This is a genomic window from Geodermatophilus sp. CPCC 205506 (assembly GCF_051383635.1).
In the GTDB taxonomy this organism is placed as follows: domain Bacteria; phylum Actinomycetota; class Actinomycetes; order Mycobacteriales; family Geodermatophilaceae; genus Geodermatophilus.
The window spans coordinates 68,946-88,083 of sequence record NZ_JALPKP010000015.1; the positions used below are offsets into that span (position 1 = coordinate 68,946).

At 72.7% G+C, this 19,138-nt stretch carries 21 protein-coding genes and 1 riboswitch; of the genes, 8 read left to right on the forward strand and 13 right to left on the reverse strand.

Translation table 11 applies throughout. The features are described from left to right. Positions 1 to 5: 5 nt before the first annotated feature. A protein-coding gene (locus MY520_RS10850) for an IS5 family transposase (protein ID WP_436692099.1) occupies positions 6 to 817 on the reverse strand; the annotation gives its coding sequence in 2 pieces (ribosomal slippage) (positions 6 to 469 and positions 469 to 817; 813 coding nt in all). A gap of 1,079 nt (positions 818 to 1,896) precedes the next feature. Then, the gene (locus tag MY520_RS10855) at positions 1,897 to 2,118 is read right to left on the reverse strand and encodes a hypothetical protein (RefSeq protein WP_436692100.1); all 222 of its coding nucleotides are present in this window, start codon (positions 2,116 to 2,118) and stop codon (positions 1,897 to 1,899) included. 108 nt (positions 2,119 to 2,226) lie between these two features. Here MY520_RS10855 and MY520_RS10860 point away from each other — a divergent pair, with 108 nt between their 5' ends. Together MY520_RS10860 and MY520_RS10865 are read left to right on the forward strand one after the other, a co-directional pair. Beyond that, a complete protein-coding gene (locus MY520_RS10860) occupies positions 2,227 to 2,448 on the forward strand; it encodes a hypothetical protein (protein ID WP_436692101.1) in 222 nt (73 codons plus the stop codon). An 83-nt stretch (positions 2,449 to 2,531) separates the two neighbouring features. After that, the gene (locus MY520_RS10865; RefSeq protein WP_436692102.1) at positions 2,532 to 2,960 is read left to right on the forward strand and encodes a hypothetical protein; all 429 of its coding nucleotides are present in this window, start codon (positions 2,532 to 2,534) and stop codon (positions 2,958 to 2,960) included. A 16-nt stretch (positions 2,961 to 2,976) separates the two neighbouring features. Here the strand turns inward: MY520_RS10865 and MY520_RS10870 are convergent, their stop codons facing one another. Together MY520_RS10870 and MY520_RS10875 are read right to left on the reverse strand one after the other, a co-directional pair. Beyond that, the gene (locus tag MY520_RS10870) at positions 2,977 to 3,216 is read right to left on the reverse strand and encodes a helix-turn-helix domain-containing protein (protein ID WP_436692103.1); all 240 of its coding nucleotides are present in this window, start codon (positions 3,214 to 3,216) and stop codon (positions 2,977 to 2,979) included. Positions 3,217 to 3,390: 174 nt separating this feature from the next. After that, the gene (locus MY520_RS10875; RefSeq protein WP_436692104.1) at positions 3,391 to 4,572 is read right to left on the reverse strand and encodes a site-specific integrase; all 1,182 of its coding nucleotides are present in this window, start codon (positions 4,570 to 4,572) and stop codon (positions 3,391 to 3,393) included. 304 nt (positions 4,573 to 4,876) lie between these two features. Between MY520_RS10875 and MY520_RS10880 the strand changes: the two genes are divergently transcribed. Further along, the gene (locus MY520_RS10880; protein ID WP_436692105.1) at positions 4,877 to 5,377 is read left to right on the forward strand and encodes a hypothetical protein; all 501 of its coding nucleotides are present in this window, start codon (positions 4,877 to 4,879) and stop codon (positions 5,375 to 5,377) included. Positions 5,378 to 5,734: 357 nt separating this feature from the next. Here MY520_RS10880 and MY520_RS10885 read toward each other — a convergent pair whose 3' ends face one another. From MY520_RS10885 to MY520_RS10910, 6 genes are all read right to left on the reverse strand, one after another. Then, complete coding sequence (locus MY520_RS10885) at positions 5,735 to 6,658, reverse strand: tyrosine-type recombinase/integrase (RefSeq protein ID WP_436692106.1); 924 nt, start codon at positions 6,656 to 6,658, stop codon at positions 5,735 to 5,737. A 55-nt stretch (positions 6,659 to 6,713) separates the two neighbouring features. Next, positions 6,714 to 7,781 carry a DNA polymerase domain-containing protein gene (locus MY520_RS10890; protein WP_436692107.1) on the reverse strand — a complete coding sequence of 356 codons (1,068 nt, stop codon included), beginning with the start codon at positions 7,779 to 7,781 and terminating at the stop codon, positions 6,714 to 6,716. A gap of 51 nt (positions 7,782 to 7,832) precedes the next feature. Continuing rightward, positions 7,833 to 9,395, reverse strand: a complete 1,563-nt coding sequence (locus MY520_RS10895; protein ID WP_436692108.1) for an alpha/beta hydrolase — start codon at positions 9,393 to 9,395, stop codon at positions 7,833 to 7,835. 75 nt (positions 9,396 to 9,470) lie between these two features. After that, positions 9,471 to 9,629, reverse strand: a complete 159-nt coding sequence (locus MY520_RS10900; RefSeq protein ID WP_436692109.1) for a hypothetical protein — start codon at positions 9,627 to 9,629, stop codon at positions 9,471 to 9,473. Between the two features lie 12 nt (positions 9,630 to 9,641). Beyond that, positions 9,642 to 10,379 carry a class E sortase gene (locus MY520_RS10905; RefSeq protein WP_436692110.1) on the reverse strand — a complete coding sequence of 246 codons (738 nt, stop codon included), beginning with the start codon at positions 10,377 to 10,379 and terminating at the stop codon, positions 9,642 to 9,644. A gap of 52 nt (positions 10,380 to 10,431) precedes the next feature. Then, positions 10,432 to 11,505: an ATP-dependent DNA ligase gene (locus MY520_RS10910; RefSeq protein WP_436692111.1), complete on the reverse strand. Its 1,074-nt coding sequence runs from the start codon at positions 11,503 to 11,505 to the stop codon at positions 10,432 to 10,434. Between the two features lie 214 nt (positions 11,506 to 11,719). On the opposite strand from MY520_RS10910, the gene MY520_RS10915 reads away from it, so the two are divergent. The 5 genes from MY520_RS10915 to MY520_RS10935 all read left to right on the forward strand — a co-directional run bounded on the left by MY520_RS10915 (position 11,720) and on the right by MY520_RS10935 (position 15,675). Continuing rightward, the gene (locus MY520_RS10915) at positions 11,720 to 12,310 is read left to right on the forward strand and encodes a hypothetical protein (protein ID WP_436692112.1); all 591 of its coding nucleotides are present in this window, start codon (positions 11,720 to 11,722) and stop codon (positions 12,308 to 12,310) included. Between the two features lie 4 nt (positions 12,311 to 12,314). Next, a complete protein-coding gene (locus MY520_RS10920; RefSeq protein ID WP_436692113.1) occupies positions 12,315 to 14,384 on the forward strand; it encodes a sensor histidine kinase in 2,070 nt (689 codons plus the stop codon). Beyond that, positions 14,294 to 14,872: a response regulator gene (locus tag MY520_RS10925; RefSeq protein ID WP_436692114.1), complete on the forward strand. Its 579-nt coding sequence runs from the start codon at positions 14,294 to 14,296 to the stop codon at positions 14,870 to 14,872. Before MY520_RS10920 ends, MY520_RS10925 begins: the two co-directional genes overlap by 91 nt. Positions 14,873 to 15,040: 168 nt before the next feature. Further along, positions 15,041 to 15,277 (forward strand): type II toxin-antitoxin system Phd/YefM family antitoxin, encoded by a 237-nt coding sequence (locus MY520_RS10930; protein ID WP_436692115.1) that lies wholly within the window; start codon positions 15,041 to 15,043, stop codon positions 15,275 to 15,277. Beyond that, complete coding sequence (locus MY520_RS10935; protein ID WP_436692116.1) at positions 15,274 to 15,675, forward strand: type II toxin-antitoxin system VapC family toxin; 402 nt, start codon at positions 15,274 to 15,276, stop codon at positions 15,673 to 15,675. The genes MY520_RS10930 and MY520_RS10935 overlap by 4 nt, the downstream gene beginning before the upstream one ends. Here the strand turns inward: MY520_RS10935 and MY520_RS10940 are convergent. The 3 genes from MY520_RS10940 to MY520_RS10950 form a co-directional block, all read right to left on the reverse strand. Next, positions 15,660 to 16,379, reverse strand: a complete 720-nt coding sequence (locus tag MY520_RS10940; RefSeq protein ID WP_436692117.1) for a dihydrofolate reductase family protein — start codon at positions 16,377 to 16,379, stop codon at positions 15,660 to 15,662. The two genes, MY520_RS10935 and MY520_RS10940, sit on opposite strands and share 16 nt — an antisense overlap. Before the next feature lie 2 nt (positions 16,380 to 16,381). Further along, a complete protein-coding gene (gene treZ, locus MY520_RS10945; protein ID WP_436692118.1) occupies positions 16,382 to 18,136 on the reverse strand; it encodes a malto-oligosyltrehalose trehalohydrolase in 1,755 nt (584 codons plus the stop codon). A 155-nt stretch (positions 18,137 to 18,291) separates the two neighbouring features. Further along, complete coding sequence (locus tag MY520_RS10950) at positions 18,292 to 18,864, reverse strand: transglycosylase family protein (protein ID WP_436692119.1); 573 nt, start codon at positions 18,862 to 18,864, stop codon at positions 18,292 to 18,294. A 2-nt stretch (positions 18,865 to 18,866) separates the two neighbouring features. After that, positions 18,867 to 19,010: riboswitch (cyclic di-AMP (ydaO/yuaA leader) on the reverse strand. Between the last annotated feature and the right edge of the window lie 128 nt (positions 19,011 to 19,138).

A 19,138-nucleotide genomic window follows, 5' to 3' on the forward strand; every position in this document is an offset into this window, starting at 1 on the left:
AGAACTCATTTCAGAACGCCGGAGAGCTGGCGGTAGCAGATCAGGGCGCAGGCCAGTTGCATCAGTCCGAGGTGGATGTCGGCGCGGTGCTCATAGCGGGTCCGGAGGCGCTTGAAGGCGTGCAGCCAGGCGAAGCCGCGCTCGACGACCCAGCGCTTCTTGCCCAGCCCGGAGCCGTGGGCAATGCCGCGGCGGGCGATCCGTGGAGTGATTCCTCGGGCGCGCAGGATCCGCCGGTACTTGTCGTGGTCGTAGCCGCGGTCGGCGAACAGCTCCCGCGGTCGGCGGCGGGGCCGTCCGCGCCGGCCGCGGATCGGCGGGACCGCGTCCAGCAGCGGAATGAGCTGGGTGATGTCGTTGCGGTTGCCGCCGGTGAGGGTGACCGCGAGCGGGATGCCGGCGGCGTCGCAGATCAGGTGGTGCTTGGAGCCGGGGCGACCGCGGTCGACCGGCGAGGGGCCGACGTGATCCCCCCTTTGAGCGCTCGCAGGTGGGAGCCGTCGACCGCGCAGACCTCCAGGTCCAACGCGCCGGCGGCGCGCAGCTCGGCCAGCAGGAGCTCGTGCAGCGCCGGCCACACGCTGGCCTCGGTCCAGTCGCGGAGCCGGCGCCAGCAGGTCACTCCCGAGCAGCCGACCAGGCTGGTGGGCAGCTGGTTCCAGGTGATCCCGGTCTTGAGCACGAACACGATCCCGGCCAACGCGGCCCGGTCATCGATCGGCCGACGGCCCGGATAGCGGTGTCGGCGAGGCTTCGGCGGTGGAAGCAGGGGCACGACTCGCTCCCACAGCCCGTCAGGGACAAGCTCCTCGATCACCCACCACAGCCTCGGCACGCCTACCCGACCGACGAAGCAGGCACGCCGAACTCATAGTGAAACGATCTCTAAGTCGGCGCCGCTCTCCCGGTGGGCCAGAGCGTGGTGGTGACGAACATGGCTCGTGTACTCGGTGGCAACGGACCGTCCAGCCCGGCAGCTGGACGGTGCGCTCGTCGGCCAGCTCCCCGGCGTGAGGGAAGGAACGCAGTCAGGGGCGAGGCGACGGGATGAACTGCCGACCAAACAAATCACCATCAGGCCGACGGCAATCAACGGCGTCGGTTGATGGTGAGCCTCATTGACCTGCGCACTCATCGCTGACCAACCGCTACCCCACGCCGCCAAGATCAACTCGCAGGATTATCGGCGGCCCTCACCCTGAGCGATGCCGGGAGCGCAGCCCAAAAGATCTACTGGAGAAGGACCGGAGGAAGTCGGCTGGCTGTAGGAGAGCCTTAAGCGGACCCGGGCCCCGCTGGAAGGGGTGACCTTCGAAAGGTGGGGGATGACGCCGTGGGCCGACCGAGGCGGCGCGGGTAGCCACGGCTGCAACCTCCCGACACGCCCGAGCGTGGGGGAGATGTACAGCAAACCGGTACAGCAACGCGCGCCGATCGGCTGCGGATGGGGACGCACGGCGACGGATGCAAGGAGCCGTTGACGTGCATTTCGAGCACTCTTACGAACCTCGGCGGATGCCCCGAATGTGACTGGGGGAAAAGGGCCGCACCTATCGAAGATCGTCGACATTGGTCGCAGTTGTGGTTGCGCTTGACGGCACCCGTCGTGGTTCTTGCGCATTGGCGGCGCCGACGTCGCCGAAGACCTCGAGTGCCGCATTCCCATCATCCCCGGCTGTTCTTGCCGTCGCTACGTCGACCGATTGAGGATCTCTTCTTCCCAGGGGCTCGCCGAGGTGCTCCACACCAGGGAGGCGGCGTGCTCGCGGCCGTCCGGGAGCGTTACCCGCAGAAGCCCCTGATGCATGTCCTCAGCTGGGCCGTGACCCGCTCGGCCGGTGCAACGAACGTCCCGGCCGGCGGCCACGGTGACGTAGGCGGTGCAGCGCTGGGTGGTCATGGGGCGGCGTTCACGGGCCGTGTCTCGACCGTGGCCACCCACTCGAACCAGCGGCGGCCATGGGCGCCGCTGTGCTCGGTGGGCTCGGCCACCGCGAGGGTTGACCAGTCCGGCAGTTGGCCGGCCGCTGCCGCCTGCTCCCGCAGCTGACCCCGCAGCCCTGCGGTCGCCCGCTCCTCGTTGGCGTACGGGTACGCCGCTTGGGCCGTCAGGGTCACCTATCCACGATGGCTCATCTCCGGGCATACGGAACGTCTCGGTAACGCCACGTCACACGACCGTGTGGCGCCTCGTGGCGCATGGGTCGGCATGGGTACATCACCGGTATGGCCGTCCCGATCCGCCTGCTGGAGGAACGCAGCTACGACCCGCCCCGGTCGGTCCTGGTCGAGCACGACGGACGCTGGTGGGCGGGCATTCAGCGGGCGTGGCGGTTGTGCGACGACGGACGCGGCTGGCGTGCCGATGTCGAGTATGTCGCCGAGTACGAGTGGGGCCGGGGGAAGCACCTGCCGACGGTGCCGCCGGAACGGCTGCGGCTGAGGTGAGCTCCCGGCCGCCCTCGGTTGCGGAGCTAGTCTTGTAGCCGCCACGGCTTCCCCCCGGGCTTGTTGGACCGGAGGGAGGACTCGTGGCCGCGGAGAACAGGTTGAGCGTCGATCAGCTCGCCGCACTGGCGCCGGGCGACTCGGTCACCATCGAGTCCGCCGCGGATCACGGTCGGGCCCGGCACGCCACTGGCACCGTCGTCCGCGCCGCGGGACCCGACATTCTCGTGAAGGTGACGACCAGGTACGGCGCCTATCAGGAGCGCTACCGGCGGCGGGACGGGGTTCGCGTCGGCGGGCTTACGCGCGCCGAACTCGTCTCCCCTGAGAGCGCGGGGCCGGCCGTCGCTGAGGCTCGGCGCCGCTTCCAACCCGTCGACACGGCCTACCGCGAGTGGGCCCGGAACCGTGCCGACGTGAACAAGCTCCGCCAGCTCGGTGAAGTGATCAGTAAGTACCTGCGGAGCGACGCGGACGCGTCTGCACAGGCTGTGGATTCCCCTGTGACGTAAACGGTGCGTCGCCCGGTCAGCGGGGTTCCGGTGCCTGGGGGATCCGCCCGGATTCGATGAATGCGTCGAGAACCGATCGCTGCACGCGGACGTGCCTGCCGAGTTTGATGTAGTCGATGCGGCGCTCTGCGATGAGGCGGCGGATGAACCGCTCGCCGGTCCGCAGGTAGTCACCGGCCTGGCCGGGGGTCAGCAACTCGTCGGTCTCGGCGGAGTGGAGGCCCACGGGTTCTCTGGCCACGACTTGGGAGTCCATGGAGGCACGCTCCTCCACCGGTCTGGAGTCTTCCTCCTGTCCGCGTTCAGGCACCCGGTACTCGACAAGGCATCGCGGTGCACGAGCCCGCGTGGTTGACGAGGCTCAAAGTGGCGTCGTACTGGAGGACTACTGCAGGGGAACTGTCGCCGGGCGGCGTACGGCCCGACTCATTCAGCGTCGCCCCTCGTCCCGGTCGTGGCCGGGGACGGAGGGTCGCAGCGCCTCGAGCGCCACCGCGGCGCCGGTAGAGGCCACCTGGCGACCGAGGTAGACATCCTGAGTGAGGCTCGGGTTGGCGTGACCGAGCTGGTCGGCGATTGCACGGGCGGACAGGCCGGCGTGGTCGAGCACCGTCGCTGTCGTCTTCCGGAGGACATGGCTGGTGATGTGGCCGAAGCCGACGTTGTGGAAGGCGGCACGCAGGTCGGACTGCGTGTTCGAAGGGTCTCGCCAGCCGCCAAGCGGAGCAGGAAACACCGGCTCCTCGTGTCTCGCTCCACCTTTCGAGCGGCCGACACAGGAGGCCCTGCTCCGCAGCCTCTCCATGCACCACGGCGGAAGAAGCAGCGTGCGGGAGCCCGAGGCGGTCTTGGTGCCCTTGCGTACCAGACCCTGACCCGCCACTCGGACGATGGTCGAGGTGATCTCAACGGTCCCGGCGTCGAGGTCCAACGCGTCCCACGTCACGGCCGCGGCTTCGCCGATGCGGCACCCTGTGGCGAGCATGAATGCCACGAGGTCGGGCACGTCGGCCTTCCCAGCCGCGACGTCGGCGTCGAGTCCGGTGAGGAGCTGACGTGCCTCGTCTGCGGTCAGGGCCATGGGCGCCTTCTTGACCGAGGCTTGGATGCCGCCGGTGTCACGGACGGGGTTGCGTTCGAGCGCGTCATGACGGGCTGCCAAACCGCAGACGCCACTCAGGACGCTCTTGGTCATCTTCGCCATCGCAGGGCCGTGCTTGTCGGCGATGAGGCGCAGGTGCCGCTCGAGCGTGCCCACCGTGAGCTCGCGCACCCGGAGGTTGCCCAGGCCGGGGAGGACCTGCTGATCCAGCCGGTTGCGGTAGGCCTGCATCGTCGTCGGGCTGAGATTCTTCAGGCCGGCGAACCAAGCCTCGGCCAGCACGTTCACTCGCGTGTTGGGGCTGATCTCGCCGCCGACGTCGAACCGGGCACGATCTCGAAGGGCGAGCCGCAGCGCCGCCTGAGCCGCAGCCTTGCTCGTGGCGTGGCGTTCGACCTGGCGGCACCTGCCGTCGTAGTCGCGGTACCAGGCGACGGCGCGATGCCCGGACGGCGTGGCGTGAACCCGGATCTTGCCTGCGGTCCCGAGCGCCAGACCGGGTCTGCCCATGATCTACCCCTGAAAAATGGCGGCTATCGGCGGTGCGTCACGGTACGGGTCGCCACGTGAGGTCGCTAGAACCTTGCACGTCAGGGGCAGAATCGGTGCGTGGCGGACAACCACGGTAAGAAGATCCGGGTAATCGCCCGATTAATGGTTCCGCTTGCCGAGCCGCATGGATGTCGATTGCACGACCAACGGGCAAATGCCCCAGTTCTGTGGGTGCGCAGCATGGTCCTGATGGACTGTTGTAGCCACAAGCGCCTTGAGATCTCGAGCCGAGTGGGCAAGCCCGCTGCGGGACACTGCAGTCGTGGCGAAACGGGTAGGTATCAACCTCGACGTTCTGCACAGCCGGGCCCAGATCGCGATGCTCACCGGCGTTGCTCGGGGTGACAGCGTCCATGAGCTCATCGACGCGGTGGCTCCACACCACGTGCCCGGCCGCTTCGCGCCGGACGTGGCCCTGCTGGAGCTCGCCGCCGCGGCGCTCGACCTGGCCTGCCCGCCGGGTGCCGAGCCGCTGGAGTACGAGGGGCTACGCGAGGGCTACCTGCCCGAGGTCACCTTTCGCGGCCGCGTCGAGCACCGCAACAGCCAGTACGCCCTGTACGCGGCCGCCTGCATGCGCGGCGGCCTGCAGCCCGACCTGCTGAGCGATGCCGGCTGGTGGCAGACCCCGCTGTGGCAGTACGCCGTCTACGCCGTCGTCATCTACAGCCGGGCGGCCGCGGAGCGCCTGGGGCTCACGTCGCAGGACATCGCTCAGCGGATCGCTGCTCGGCGGCATCTCCAGCTTCGCGCTGCCGACTGACCCCCGTACCGGCCCGCCGAGTCGGCGCGTGTCGCGAGCGCGACGATCACCGGTCGCATGAGGGGGGCGTGACCGATGCGCGACCTGCTTCGCGGAGACCAGAGGTCCACAGGGCTGAGAAGGGGCAGCCTCGCGGGCGGTCCTCCATTACTTCTCCAGTACTCCGCCGGGAACGGTACGGGCGCCCTGGCGTGCCGTTGCGGGTCGAGCGGCTGGCCGGGCTCACCGGCATGGTCAGCTCGAAGGTCCCGGTAAGGACATGGGCCGTGTCCCCAGAACTGCCCCTCACAGCCGAGTTGTCTTGGCGCGCGACCCGCTGCGCCGATCCCCGGCTGATCTGGGAGTCACCTGCGCGGCTCATAGTCGATCTCCCAGGCCGAGACGCCGGTGCGCGTCGTGGGCGCGCTCGACGGCAGTCGATGCGGCGTAGCGGGACAGCATGTCGTCCGACCGCCAGCCGGCCAGCATCATCAGGTCCCGCTCCTGCCCGCCGCCGGCCAGCCAGCGGTGGGCGAAGGTGTGCCGGAAGCGGTGCGGGTGGACGTCGGCGACGCCGGCTTGCCCGGCGCGGATGTGCAGCACGTCGCGGGCTCCGTCGGGGGTCATCGGGCCGCGCTGCCCCAGGAGCAGCAGCGGGGACCGGGCGTGCGGATGCAGGGCGCGCACCCGCAGGTAGCGGTCGACGGCCTGGGCGGTCTTGGCGCCGAACGGCACGACCCGGGGGCGGGAGCCCTTGCCGGTGACGTAGGCCAGCTCCCGGTCCAGGTCGACGTCGGTCAGCGCGAGCCCGCACAGCTCGGACACCCGCACGCCGGTGTCTAGCAGCAGCCGCAGCACCACCTCGTCGCGGCGGCCGAGGAAGACAGCGCGGTCGAAGACGCCCGGCCGACCGCGGCCGACTGCGCAGGCCTTGAGCAGGGCGGCGATCTCGTCGTCGGTGAGGATCGGCACCGGCTTATCGGGCGGGCTGGGGATCTCGATGCCGTCGGTGGGGGCCTTCTCCAGTTCTCCTTCAGTGACCAGCCAGCGGCAGAACCGGCGCATCCCGCGCAGCCGCGTGCCGACTGTGGAGGGCTCGCACGTCTCGGCCAGCTCGGCCAGCCAGGCGCTGATCGCGTGCCGGGTCAGCTCGTCGAGTACCGGCTCGCGCCCGCGGTCGGTCAGCCAGCGGCTGAAGTACTGCACGCTTTGGCTGTACAGCTCGATCGTCCGGGGTGCCTTGGCGGCGGCCCGCAGGTGCCGCCGGAAGGACGCCAGCAGGTCCTCCAGCCGGATCGCCACGGCGGCAGGTTATCGGGCGAGTGAGCGCTGTGCTAGCCCGTCGAGGACCGAGAACTCACTCGTTTTCGCTGCTCACGCGCTTGGCGCGGCTCGGCTGCACCCGCATCGGCTCGCCCGGCATCTTCGGGTAGTCCGGGGGATAGGGCAGGTCGCCCAGGCCGGCGTCCTTCTCCTGCCGCTCGGCGAGCTCCAGCAGCGGCTCGATCCCGAACGCGTGGTCGGCCAGCGTGGCGTGCTTGTCCCCGACCTCCTTGAAGCGGGCCGGCATGGTCAGGACGTCGAAGTCGAACGGCGTGACGTCGGGCAGCTCGTCCCAGTCCAGGGGAGCGGAGACCGGCGCGTGCGACTTGGGCCGGATCGAGTACGCCGAGGCGATCGTGCGGTCCCGGGCCATCTGGTTGTAGTCGATGAAGATCTTCTCGCCGCGCTCCTCCTTCCACCACGACATCGTCACGCGGTCGGGGAGGCGCCGCTCCAGCTCCCGGCCGAATGCGATGACCGCCCGGCGCACCTCGGGGAAGGTCCAGCGGGGCTGGATCGGCACGTAGATGTGCACCCCGCGGCCGCCGGAGGTCTTCGGCCAGCCCTGCATGCCGAACTCCGCCAGCAGCTCGCGCACGTGCGGGGCGACCCACACCGCGTCGGAGAAGTCGGTGCCCGGCTGCGGGTCGAGGTCGATGCGGATCTGGTCGGGGGACTCGACGTCGGTCTTGGACACCGGCCACGGGTGGAAGGTCAGCGTGCCGAGGTTGGCGCACCAGGCGACGACGGCGACCGAGTCGGGCGCGATCTCGTCCGCCGTCCGGCCACTGGGGAAGGTGATGTGCGCGGTCGGCACCCAGTCGGGGGCGTTCTTGGGCACCCGCTTCTGGTAGAAGGCGTCGCCGGTGTTGTCCACGCGGGTCGAGATGCGGGCTCCCTCGAACACACCCCCGGGCCACCGCTCGAGCGTCGTCGGCCGGTTCCGCAGCGCGTTCAGGATGCCGTCGCCCACGCTGATGAAGTACTCGACGACGTCGATCTTCCGGATCCCGCGCTCGCCGAAGTACGGCTTCTCCGGACTGGAGACCCGCACCTCCCGCCCGTCCACCTGCAGCACGACGGCGTCCTTCGCCGACGCCATCACCGACCCGACCCGTGGCTCGTCACCCGGGCACCCTAGGACGAACCCCCGTCAGAGCGGGCAGGTCGTCCCCTCCGCGGGCACCGTCAGGTCGATCAGGTACGCGTTGACCGCCCCGCTGACGCAGTCGGTCTTCGGGTAGGCGGTGTGCCCCTGGCCCTGCCAGGTGAGCAGCACGGCGGACTCGAGGTCCTCGGCCAGGTCCACCGCCCCGGGCAACGGCGTGACCGGGTCACCGGAGTTGCCGACGACGAGGATCGGCGCCGCCCCCTGGGCGTCCCGCTCGGGCAGCGGCGTCCGCTCGGCCTCCCACACCGTGCAGGTGTAGAGGCTGGCCGCGGCGCCGGCGCCGAACAGCGGATACCGCTGACCCCAGTCGGCGGCCAGTGCCCGGATGTCCTCCTCCGCCAGCTCCTGGCCGGGGTCGCGGTCGGCGCAGGTGATCGCGATGTTGGCGTCGATCAGGTTCGAGAAGGTGCCGTCCTGCAGCCGGCCGTAGTAGGTGTCGGCCAGCGAGAACAGCGCCTGCGAGTCGCCCTGCGCCGCGGCGGCCAGGCCCTGCGCCAGCTGCGGCCAGGCGGTGGTGCTGTAGAGCGCGGCCTGGATGGCGGTCATGATCACGCCGGGAGTGGCCTGCCGTGTCTCACCCGCGCGGGCGCTGGGGATCGGGGCCGCGCCGGCCTGGGCCAGCAGGTCGTTGACGAACCCCCGCGGATCGCCACCCAGGGGGCAGCCGGCGACCAGCTGCGTGCAGTTGGCCGCGAAGGCGTCGAAGCCGGCCTCGAACCCGGCCGCGCCGGCCTCGGCGTCGGCCCGCTGGTCGGCGTCCGGGTCGACCGCGGCGTCGAGCACGAGCGCCCGCACCCGGTCGGGGAACAGCTCGGCGTAGGTCGACCCCAGCGTGGTGCCGTAGGAGTAGCCGAGGAAGGTCAGCTGCTCGTCGCCGAGTCCCTGGCGCAGCAGGTCCATGTCCCGGGCGGTGGCGGTGGTGCTGAACGTGCCCAGCGCGTCCCCGTACTCCTCGGCGCACCCGTCGGCGGCCTCCTGGGTCAGCGTGAAGACCGCGTCGAGCTGCTCCTCCGAGACCGGGCGCGGCTCGGCGGCGATCATGCGGTCCTTGAGCTCGTCGGGGATGCACTCGACCGGCGTCGACAGCGCCACGCCCCGCGGGTCGAAGCCGACGAGGTCGAAGCGGCGCAGCACGTCCTCGGGGAGGGTCAGCGCCCGCCCGATCGCGGCGTCCGCGCCGGAGGCGCCAGGGCCGCCGGGGTTGAGCAGGAGCGAGCCGATCCGGTCGGTCTGGCCGGCCAGCCGCGCGCGGACCAGGAAGATCGGCATCGTCGCGCCGTCGGGCTCGTCGTAGCTGATCGGGACCTCGGTCCGGCCGCACTCGAAGGTGAGCGGCCGCTCGCTGCCCGGCCGGCCGGCGACCAGCGGCTGGATCTGGTCGTTGCAGTCGGTCCAGGTGATGTCCGCCGCCTCCGGCTCGGCCGGTGGTGAGGACTCCGTCGCCGGGGACGACTCCGGCGCGGTCGAGTCGGAGAACGAGGTGCAGCCGGAGACCGCCACGAGCAGCGCGGAGGCTGCGGCGACGAGGCCGGGGGACAGGCGCATGATCACGAGCGTATGAGGCGGGGCGCCGCCCCGCACCGAGTAGTCCGCCGGGTCACAGCTCCCGGCGGCGGGCCGTCACTGGTCGACGGTGACGTCGGCGAAGGGCACGTACGGCTCCGCCCACGGGAAGACGACGAAGAGCAACAGCGCGCTCACCGCAACCACGAGCACGAGGGAGAGCAACGTCCTGGCGGCGGTGCCGCCCGGCAGGTGCCGCCAGATCCAGGTGTACACGGTCGGTCGTCCTCACTCTCCGCGCAGTGCCGGCGGACCGGCGGGGGCCTCGGCGCGGGCGATCGGCGCACCGTCGAGGACGGCGTGCACGATCAGCCGCTGCCGCGCGGAGTACTCGGGGTGGCAGGTGGTCAGCGTCAGGTACGCGCCGGTCGTCGGGCCGTCGTCCACGCCGCCGGGGGTGGGGGCGATCACCGAGACGTCGCTCGGCGACACGATGTGCTGGCCCGGCACGGGGCCGCCGGCCGGGTCCCCGGTCACGGGGTCGCCGAGGACGCGGTAGACGAACCAGCTGTCGGCGGTCTCCACGACGATCGGGTCACCGGGGCGCATCTCGTCGAGCTCCAGGAACGGCGACCCGCGGCCCACCCGGTGGCCGGCGACGGCGAAGTTGCCCTGCTCGCCGGGCATCGCGGTGCCGGTGTAGTGGCCGGGACCCTGCTCCAGGTCCTCGGCGGCGGTGCCCTCGACGACGGCGCGGGCGTAGTCCTCGCCCAGCCGCGGGATGTGCAGGAACGCGAACGCCTCGCCGGAGGTCAGCTCGGTCGGCACGGCCCGGTCGGCGGGCGTCGCCCGGCTCCACTCCTCGCGCAGGTCGGTGGTGAGCTCCTCCTGGGCGGCGGCGCTCTGGAGGTCGGTCACCCACAGCTCGTAGACGACGAAGAGCAGCAGCACGAAGCCGACGGTGAGGAACGCCTGGCCCACACCGCGGGCCGTCGTCCGCACCAGGTCTCCCGCGCGATTCGACACGGGTGGTGACTCTAGGTCGCGAAACGGCTCCGCCGGGTCCGCGACAGGCCGGTCACCCCGCGAAGACCTCGGCCAGGTCGTACCTCACCGGCACCTCCAGCTGGTCGTAGGTGCAGCTGCGCGGCTCCCGGTCGGTGCGCCAGCGGAGGAAGTGGCCGGTGTGCCGCAACCGGCGCCCCTCGAGCTGGTCGTACTTGATCTCGATCACCAGCTCCGGGCGCAGCGGCACCCAGGAGAGGTCCTTGCCGGCGTTCCAGCGGCTCTGCGCCCCCGGCATGCGGTGCTCGCCGTCGCCGTTGGTCTCGGCGTTCGCCCAGTCCTGCCAGGGGTGCCCCGCGAGCGCGTCGGCCCGGTAGGGCGCCAGCTCCTCCACCAGCTCGGCCCGCCGGGCCATCGGGAAGGACGCCGCGACGCCGATGTGCTGGAGATCCCCGGCGTCGTTGTAGAGGCCGAGCAGGAGCGATCCCACCACCGGGCCGCTCTTGTGCCAGCGGAAGCCGGCGACCACGCAGTCGGCGGTGCGCACGTGCTTGACCTTGGTCATCAGCCGCTGGTCGGGGCCGTAGGGCAGGTCCGCGGGCTTGGCGACGACGCCGTCGAGCCCGGCGCCCTCGAACTCCTGGAACCAGCGCTGCGCGATGCCGGCGTCCTGCGTGATGGCGGTGACGTGGACCGACTCGGTGCCCGCGCCGATGACCTCGCGCAGCCGGGCCTGCCGCTCGCCGAACGGGGTCTCCATCAGCGAATCGTCGCCGATCGCCAGCAGGTCGAAGGCCACGAAGGACGCCGGGGTCTGCTCGGCCAGCAGCGTGACCCGCGACTCGGCCGGGTGGATCCGCTGCAGCAGCGCCTCGAAGTGCAGCCGGTCGCCCTGCGGGACGACGATCTCGCCGTCGACCACGCAGCGCTCGGGCAGTGCGGCCTTCACCGCCTCGACCACCTCCGGGAAGTACCGGGTGAGCGGGCGCTCGTTGCGGCTGCCGAGCTCCACCTCGTCGCCGTCGCGGAAGACGATGCAGCGGAAGCCGTCCCACTTGGGCTCGTAGAACAGTCCCTCGGCGGTGGGCAGCTTGGTCGACGCCTTGGCCAGCATCGGCTTGACCGGCGGCAGCACGGGCAGGTCCATGCCGGTCAGTGAATCAGTTGGCGCCTGCGTGGAGGCCACGCCGGTCCATGATCGCCGACCTCACGGCGCCGGCGCCGACTGCGCGTCGAGCGGGTGGGACGGCGGCCGCACCGCGAGGACGGCCCCGCAGGAGAGGACCCCCGCCGCATCCTCCCGGTGGCCCGGGGTCCTGCTCCCTGTCCCTCCGGGAAGAACCGCCCCGACGCTCTCGGCCATGACAGCCATCTGGCGCTCCCTCGCCCGCGTCCCGGACCCCGCCGTCGCCCTCCTGCTCGTCGTCGGCGGGGCGCTGATCCCCGTGCACGACGAGCTGGTCGTGCACATGCACGCACCCGGCCAGGAGGAGTGGCCCCAGTGGGTCGCCAGGCTGACGGTCATGTGGTATTGGACCTTCCTTCCCCTGGTCGGGCTGATCCTGTGGGCCCGCCGCCGGGAGACCCACGGCCGGATCGGCCGGGTGGGCGCCTGGCTGAACCTGGTCGGTGGACCGCTGACCTACGCGGTCGTCACGGCCGGCGCGCTGGTCCAGGGGGTGCTCGGCCGCGGCGATCTGCCGAGGGGCTTCATGGCCGTCGAGTGGCTGGCCTACTTGCTGATGCCCGGACTGGTCCTCGCGGGGATCGCCATGCTGCGCGACCCGGCGTTGCCGCGGTGGCAGGGACTCCTGGTCATCGCGCTGCCCGTGGCGGCCTGGCTGCCGTTCGGCGCCCTGGTGGTCGGCGCCGTTCTCGGCACCCTGCTCGTCGTCCGGAACCGCTGGCGCCCCTCGTCGGTGGACAGCCCGGTGGCCGCGACCGCACCCTGACCCCGTGCGGACGCTCGCCGCGGCAGCCGCGGCAGCCGCGGCCGCGACGGTCCTGGGCCTCGCCCTGCTCGTCGCGGCCGACGGGCTGCGCGCCTCGCTCGGCTGGGGTCTGGTCACGCCGGTGGTCGTGGCGCTGGTTCTCGTGGGCGTCGGGACACCGCTGGCCCGGCGTCCGCAGGGACGGCCGGTCGGGCTGCTGCTCCTCGGGGCCGGGACGGTGATGGCCGCGACGATCGGGGGCGGCGGGTACGCGGTCGCCGGCCTGCGCTGGGGGTGGCCGGCGGCGGACGTGGTCGGCCGCGCGTCGGACGAGTGGCTGTGGGCGTTCGCCGTCGTGCCCCTGACCACCGTGCTGCTCGCCGTCTTCCCCGACGGACGGGCACCGACCCCGCGGTGGCGGCCCGTCGTCTGGCTCGGCTGGACGGCGACGGTCGTCGTCGGTGCGGGCTCGGCCCTCCGGTCCGACCTGCTGGCGGTGACCGTGGGAGGCCCGCTGTGGATCCTCGCCGGGGCAGCCGCGGTGGCCGGCCTGGTCCAGCGGTGGCGCAGGTCGGACGGCCTGGCCCGCCAGCAGATCAAGTACCTCCTGCTGGCGGCGCTGCTCGTCGTGCTGCTGTACGCCGTCGCCGACCTGCTGCCTTACCACGCCAGGCAGGCCGCGTTCCTGATGGTGCCCCTCTCGCTGGTCGGCGCCGTGGGCCTGGCCGTGGTGCGCTACCGGCTCTACGACGTCGACCTCGCCATCCGGCGGACGACGGTCTTCGCCGGGGTGACCGGCCTGGTCTTCCTCACCTACCTGGCGGTCGCCGCGGCCACCGGCACGACCCCGTCGGAACGGGCGGCACTGGTCGCCGCGGTCGTCGTCGCGGCGCTGGCCGAACCGGCGCGCCGCCGGCTGCAGCGCGCAACGACCCGGCTGCTCTTCGGTCGCCGGGACGAACCGCTCGAGGCGCTGGCGGTGCTCCGGGACCGGCTGGGGGACGCCGACGGCGACGCCGAGCTGGCCGCCGTCGTGACCGACGTGGTGCCCCGGCTGGTGCGGACGCGGGCGGTCGGGCTGGCGCTGCTCACCGACGGGGAGCCACGGGAGATCGGCCGGGTCGGCCCCCGCGGCCCGGACGACGTCTCCTTCCCGCTGGTCCACCGGTCGGAGCTGCTGGGCACGCTGACCGTCGGGCTGCGCGACCCCGGTGTGCCGTTCGGCCGGGCGGATGCGGCGCTGCTCACCGAACTGGCCCACCAGGTGGCCGCGGCGGTGCACGCCGCCCGGCTGCGGCGGGACCTGCGGGCCGCCGCGGAACGGGCGTCCCGGGCCGCCGGCGCGGAGCGGGACCGGCTGCGGCGCGAGCTGCACGACCGGCTCATGCCCCTCCTCGTCGGGACGGGGCTGACCGTCGACGCCATGCGCCGGAGCGCTGCCGGCGACGGTCCGGCGGCCGACGGCCTCGGTGAGGTCGCCGGACAGCTGCGCAGCGCGTCGGCCGAGGTGCGGCAGATCGTCGACCGGCTGCAACCGGCCCGGCTGCTGGAGCTCGGCCTGCAGGAGGCGGTGCGCGACCACCTCGACCGGCTGACCCAGCTCAAGGGGACGCCGTCCATCCGGCTCACCGGGGACGTCGCCGACCGCCTGCCCGACGACGTCCAGGAGGCCGCCTACGTGCTCGTCCTGGAGGCGGTGACCAACGTCGTGCGCCATGCCGGTGCCCGGCACGCGACCGTGCGCATGGCGCGCGACGGCGCGGTTCTCGACATCGAGGTGACCGACGACGGCGCGGGGCTGGCCGAGCCCTACGTGGCCGGCGTGGGGATCGGCTCGATGCGGCGGCGTGCCCTCGAGCTCGGCGGGTCGTTCACCCTCGGCTCCCGACCCGGCGGCGGCTCGCGGCTGCACGCCACGTTCCCCCTGGAGGATGCCCCGTGCGCGACGCCGCCCAGCCGATCCGGGTCGTCGTGGCCGACGACCACTCGGTCTTCCGCCTTGGGATGCGCCGACTCCTCGACACGGTCGACGGCGTCGAGGTGGTGGGCGAGGCTGCCGACACCGAGGCAGCCGTCGCCGCAGTCGTGGAGCTGACGCCGGACGTCGTCGTCATGGACCTCGACATGCCCGGTGGCGGCGGTGTCCGCGCGACGGAACGGATCGTGCGGGAGTGCCCGGTCGCGCGGGTCCTCGTGCTGACCATGCACGCCGACTCGCGGCGGGTGGGTGAGGCCCTGCGGGCGGGTGCCCGCGGGTACGTCGTCAAGGACGCCCCGCCCGACGACATCCTCCGGGCGATCGAGGCGGTGCACGCCGACCAGGCGATCCTCGACCCGGCCGTCGCCGGGGCGCTGCTCTCGGGCGGCCCTGCCCAGCGCTCCCCGTTCCCCCAGCTGACCGAGCGGGAGCACGACGTGCTCGAGCGGATCGCGGCCGGCGTCTCGAACGACGCCATCGCCGAGCGGTTGGGGATCAGCGTGAAGACCGTGCAGAACCACGTGTCCAACGTGCTGCTGAAGCTGGGGGTGAGCACGCGCGCGGGGGCCGTCGCCCGGGCGCGGGACGCCGGGGTCGGCTCCTGACCGGGTGCAGGGCGAGACGGCTTCCTTCGACGTGGACTTCACGCTCGAGCAGGTCTGACCCTCGCACACCCGCCCAGGGCGGTCCGGGATCTCCCGGGCCGCCCTCGCGGCGTTCCTCGCCTCCAAGCCGGACGCCGGATACCGACGTCCGCGAGTAGACCAAGTGATGTGACTACGTCCGCCGGGGTGCACGAGGCGAAGACGCACCTGTCCCGGCTGCTCGAGAAGGTCGCCGCCGGGGAAGAGGTGGAGATCACCAACCGGGGCCGGGTGGTGGCCCGGCTCGTCGGGCCGGCTCGCCGGACACCGAACTTCGGCTTCGACCGCGGCCGGGTCTGGATCGCCGAGGACTTCGACGACCCGCTGCCGGAGGACTTGCAGCGCGCCTTCGAGGGCGAGGAGTGAGGCTCCTCCTCGACACCCATGTGCTCGTGTGGGCCGCGACCACACCGGAACGACTCGGCGCAGCGGAGGAGCTCCTGGCGGACGCCGACCAGCGGATCGTGTCGGCGGTCAGCGTCTGGGAGCTGGCCATCAAGCAGCACCCGCGCAAGCTGTCTCTCGGCACCGACGTCCGGACCTGGTTGCGTCGGGTGACCCGCGAGCTGGTGCTCGACCACCTGCCGGTGACCGCGGACCACGCCGCCGCCGTCGAGGACCTCCCGGTCGTGCACCGCGACCCGTTCGACCGGCTCCTCGTCGCTCAGGCCTCGGTGGAAGGGGTCGTCCTGCTGACCGCGGACGCCCGCCTGACCGGCTACGGCGACGTCGTCCGGCTGATCGGCGCTCAGCCGATCGCGTAGCGGGTGAAGAGGACGCCGTCCTCCTCGAGCAGCTGCACCAGCCGGGGCCGGACCACGGCGGGCAGCGCCGAGGGCAGCAGCCGGCTCTGCCCGCCGACCAGCGCCGGCGCGACGGTGAGGTCCAGCTCGTCGACCACCCCGGCCGCCAGCGCGGAGGCCAGCAGCGCCGGGCCGCCCTCGCACAGCACCTGCTCGTGCCCGAGGTCGGCCAGCCGGTCCAGCGCCAGCGGCAGGTCGACGTCGTCCTCCCCGCACACGAGCACGGTCACGCCGGCCGCGGCGAGCGCCGCCCGCCGCCCGGGATCGGCCGTCGCGCACGTGACCAGCAGCGTGGGGGCCGCCGCGAGCCGGTCCCCGGGAGCCAGCGACGCCCGCCGCGAGACCACCGCGATCGGCAGCTCGGCCGGCCGGCCGAGCGCGGCGCGCAGCCGGCCCACGGTCGAGTCCGCCGCCACCGGCCGGTACCCCTCGCCGGCCGCCGTGCCGTGCCCGACGAGCACCACGTCGGCCAGGGACCGCAGGACCTGGAACACCCGCCGGTCACCCGGGGAGCCGAGCCCCTCGCTCACCCCCTCGACGGTGACCGCTCCGTCGAGCGAGGCGACGAAGTTCACCCGCAGCGCGCGGCCCGGCGGCAGCCGGTAGTGGTCGGGCAGCTCGTCGTCCCGGAGGTCCCCGGCCGGGGTGGGCAGCAGCCGGCGCACGGTCAGCGGGTGGAGAGGACGACGGCGCTCTCCCGGGGCACGGTCACCGTCCTGCCGTCCAGGACCGGCAGCTCGCCGCTGGCGAACAGCACCTCGCGGGCGGGGGCGTCGAGGTCGATCTCGCGGGGCTCGCCGGACAGGTTCGCCACCACCCGCAGCGAGCCCCGGTGCACCACCAGCCAGCGGTCGGCGTCGTCCCAGCTGACGTCGACCGCCGACAGGTCGGGGTCGAGCAGGTCGGGGTGCGCCCGGCGCAGCGCCAGCAACGCCCGGTGCGCGCCGAGCAGCCGGGAGTGCGGCTCCCGCTCGAGCTCGCTCCAGTCCAGCTTGGAGCGGGTGAAGGTCTCCGGGTCCTGCGGGTCGGGGACCACCGCGGCGTCCCACCCGTGCTCGGCGAACTCGCCGATCCGGCCCTCGGCGGTGGCCTTGCCGAGCTCCGGCTCGGGGTGGCTGGTGAAGAACTGCCACGGCGTCGCGGCCCCCCACTCCTCGCCCATGAACAGCATCGGGGTGAACGGGCTGGTCAGCACGATGGTGGCGCCCACCGCCAGCAGGTCGGGGGAGAGCGAGGCCGAGATGCGGTCGCCGACGGCCCGGTTGCCGATCTGGTCGTGGTCCTGCAGGTAGGCGAGGAACTTCCAGCCCGGCAGCACGTTGGTGTCCACCGGCCGGCCGTGGTGCCGCCGCCGGAAGCTCGACCACGCGCCGTCGTGGAAGTACGCGCCGGTCAGCGTCTTGGCCAGGCCGGCGAGCCCGGCGGCGGCGAAGTCCGCGTAGTACCCCTGCCCCTCGCCGGTCAGCGTCGCGTGCAGCGCGTGGTGGAAGTCGTCGCTCCACTGCGCCGTCAGCCCCATGCCACCGGCCACGCGCGGGGTGACCAGGCGCGGGTCGTTGAGGTCGCTCTCGGCGATCAGCGTCAGTGGGCGGCCCTCGGCGACCGACAGCCGGTCGACCTCCTGCGCCATCTCCTCCAGCACGTGGGTGGCCCGCTCGTCGACCAGCGCGTGGACGGCGTCCAGGCGCAGCCCGTCGACGTGCATGTCGCGCAGCCACATGAGGGCGTTGTCGACGATGTAGCGGCGCACCTCGTCGGAGTCCGGCCCCGACAGGTTGACCGAGTTGCCCCACGTGGTGGCGCCGCCCTCGGCGAAGACCGGGAAGAACAGCGGCAGGTAGTTCCCCGACGGACCGAGGTGGTTGTAGACGACGTCCTGGATCACGGCCAGGCCGCGTTGGTGGCAGGCGTCGACGAAGCGCTGGTAGGCCGCCGGGCCGCCGTACTCCTCCTGCACCGCGTACCAGAGGACGCCGTCGTAGCCCCAGTTGTGCGTGCCGTTGAAGCCGTTGACCGGGAGCAGTTCGACGAAGTCGATGCCGAGCTCCACGAGGTGGTCCAGTCGGCCGACGGCGGCGTCGAGGGTGCCCTCGGGGGTGAACGTGCCGACGTGCAGCTCGTAGACCACGCCGCCGGCGAGCGGCCGCCCGGTCCACGCCCGGTCGACCCAGCGGTACGCCGCCGGGTCGAAGCGGCGGGAGAGTCCGTGCACGCCGTTCGGCTGGCGCCGCGAGCGCGGATCCGGCCAAGGCGTGTCGTCGTCGTCCAGCAGGAAGCCGTAGTCCGCCTCCGGCCCGGCCTCGACCTCGGCGCGCCACCAGCCGCCGTCGCCGCGGTGCATCTCGTGCACCGTGCCGTCGACCTGGAGCCGGACCCGCTTCGGCAGCGGTGCCCAGACGGAGAAGTCGACGGGTGCGGACATGCGGGGGCCTCCAGGCGGGGTGGGACGGATCGGCCGGGGGACCGGCGGCCAGAACATGCCCGTCCGACCGGAGGCCAATCGTGACCTGCGCGGCGCTCACCCACCGGGCTCCGGGACGCCGCCGACGGCGGCGCCCCGGATCCCGGACACCGGCGTCAGAGCACGAGCGTCTGGCCGACCTGGAGGACGTGCGGGCTGCTCAGCACGTTCCTGTTCTTCTCGTACAGCGCCTGCCACCCACCGGGGGTGCCGTGCGCGGCGGCGATCTTGCCGAGCGTGTCGCCGGGCTTGACCACGTAGGTCCCGGCGGACGCCGCGGCGGGTGCGGGGGCGGCCGCGGGGGCCGGGGCGCCCCACTCGGGCGCGGCCGGGTCGAGGCCCTTCCCGCAGGTCGGCCAGGCGCCGGGGCCCTGGCCGTCGAGCGTGCGCTCGGCGACGGCGATCTGCTGCTCCTTGGAGGCGAGGTCGGCGCGGGCCGCGTACGCGGTGCCGCCGTAGGCCGCCCAGGTGCCGGGGCTGAACTGCAGGCCGCCGTAGTAGCCGTTGCCGGTGTTGATGCTCCAGTTGCCGCCGGACTCGCACTGGGCGACGGCGTCCCAGTTGTTGGGGCCGGCGGCAAGCGCCGGGCCGGCGAGGGCGCCGAGGGAGAGGGCCGCCGCGCCGGTGAGGACGACGGCACCGCGGCGCAGACCGCGGGCAGGCAGGCAGGAACGATCGTGCTGGGACAAGGGGATCCTCCGATCGACCGCCTGCGGGGTGAGCTGTCGGGTTCGGACGATCGGTGCCCGGCCGCGGAACGCGGCTTCACCCCGAGACGCACGTGGCGTCGAATGTGGTTCCCCCACCCCCGTCCACGGTTGTGCTGTGGTCAGGACGCCGCCGGACGGGGTTGGGCGGGACGGCGCCGTGCCCGGCCGGTCGGCCGGGCACCCGGGGGACGGTAGGCGGAGGCCATCGAGCGACTCCGCGGCACCCGGCGTGTCACCCCGGCGTGGCGCGACA

Bases quoted from the DNA above. Each gene is read 5' to 3' on its own strand.
- MY520_RS10860 (WP_436692101.1), top strand. From the start codon at position 2,227: ATGGCCGTCCCGATCCGCCTGCTGGAGGAACGCAGCTACGACCCGCCC.
- MY520_RS10870 (WP_436692103.1), bottom strand. From the start codon at position 3,216: ATGGACTCCCAAGTCGTGGCCAGAGAACCCGTGGGCCTCCACTCCGCC.
- MY520_RS10875 (WP_436692104.1), bottom strand. From the start codon at position 4,572: ATGGGCAGACCCGGTCTGGCGCTCGGGACCGCAGGCAAGATCCGGGTT.
- MY520_RS10890 (WP_436692107.1), bottom strand. From the start codon at position 7,781: ATGGCGTCGGCGAAGGACGCCGTCGTGCTGCAGGTGGACGGGCGGGAG.
- MY520_RS10895 (WP_436692108.1), bottom strand. From the start codon at position 9,395: ATGCGCCTGTCCCCCGGCCTCGTCGCCGCAGCCTCCGCGCTGCTCGTG.
- MY520_RS10910 (WP_436692111.1), bottom strand. From the start codon at position 11,505: ATGGACCTGCCCGTGCTGCCGCCGGTCAAGCCGATGCTGGCCAAGGCG.
- MY520_RS10915 (WP_436692112.1), top strand. From the start codon at position 11,720: ATGACAGCCATCTGGCGCTCCCTCGCCCGCGTCCCGGACCCCGCCGTC.
- MY520_RS10925 (WP_436692114.1), top strand. From the start codon at position 14,294: ATGCGCCGACTCCTCGACACGGTCGACGGCGTCGAGGTGGTGGGCGAG.
- treZ (WP_436692118.1), bottom strand. From the start codon at position 18,136: ATGTCCGCACCCGTCGACTTCTCCGTCTGGGCACCGCTGCCGAAGCGG.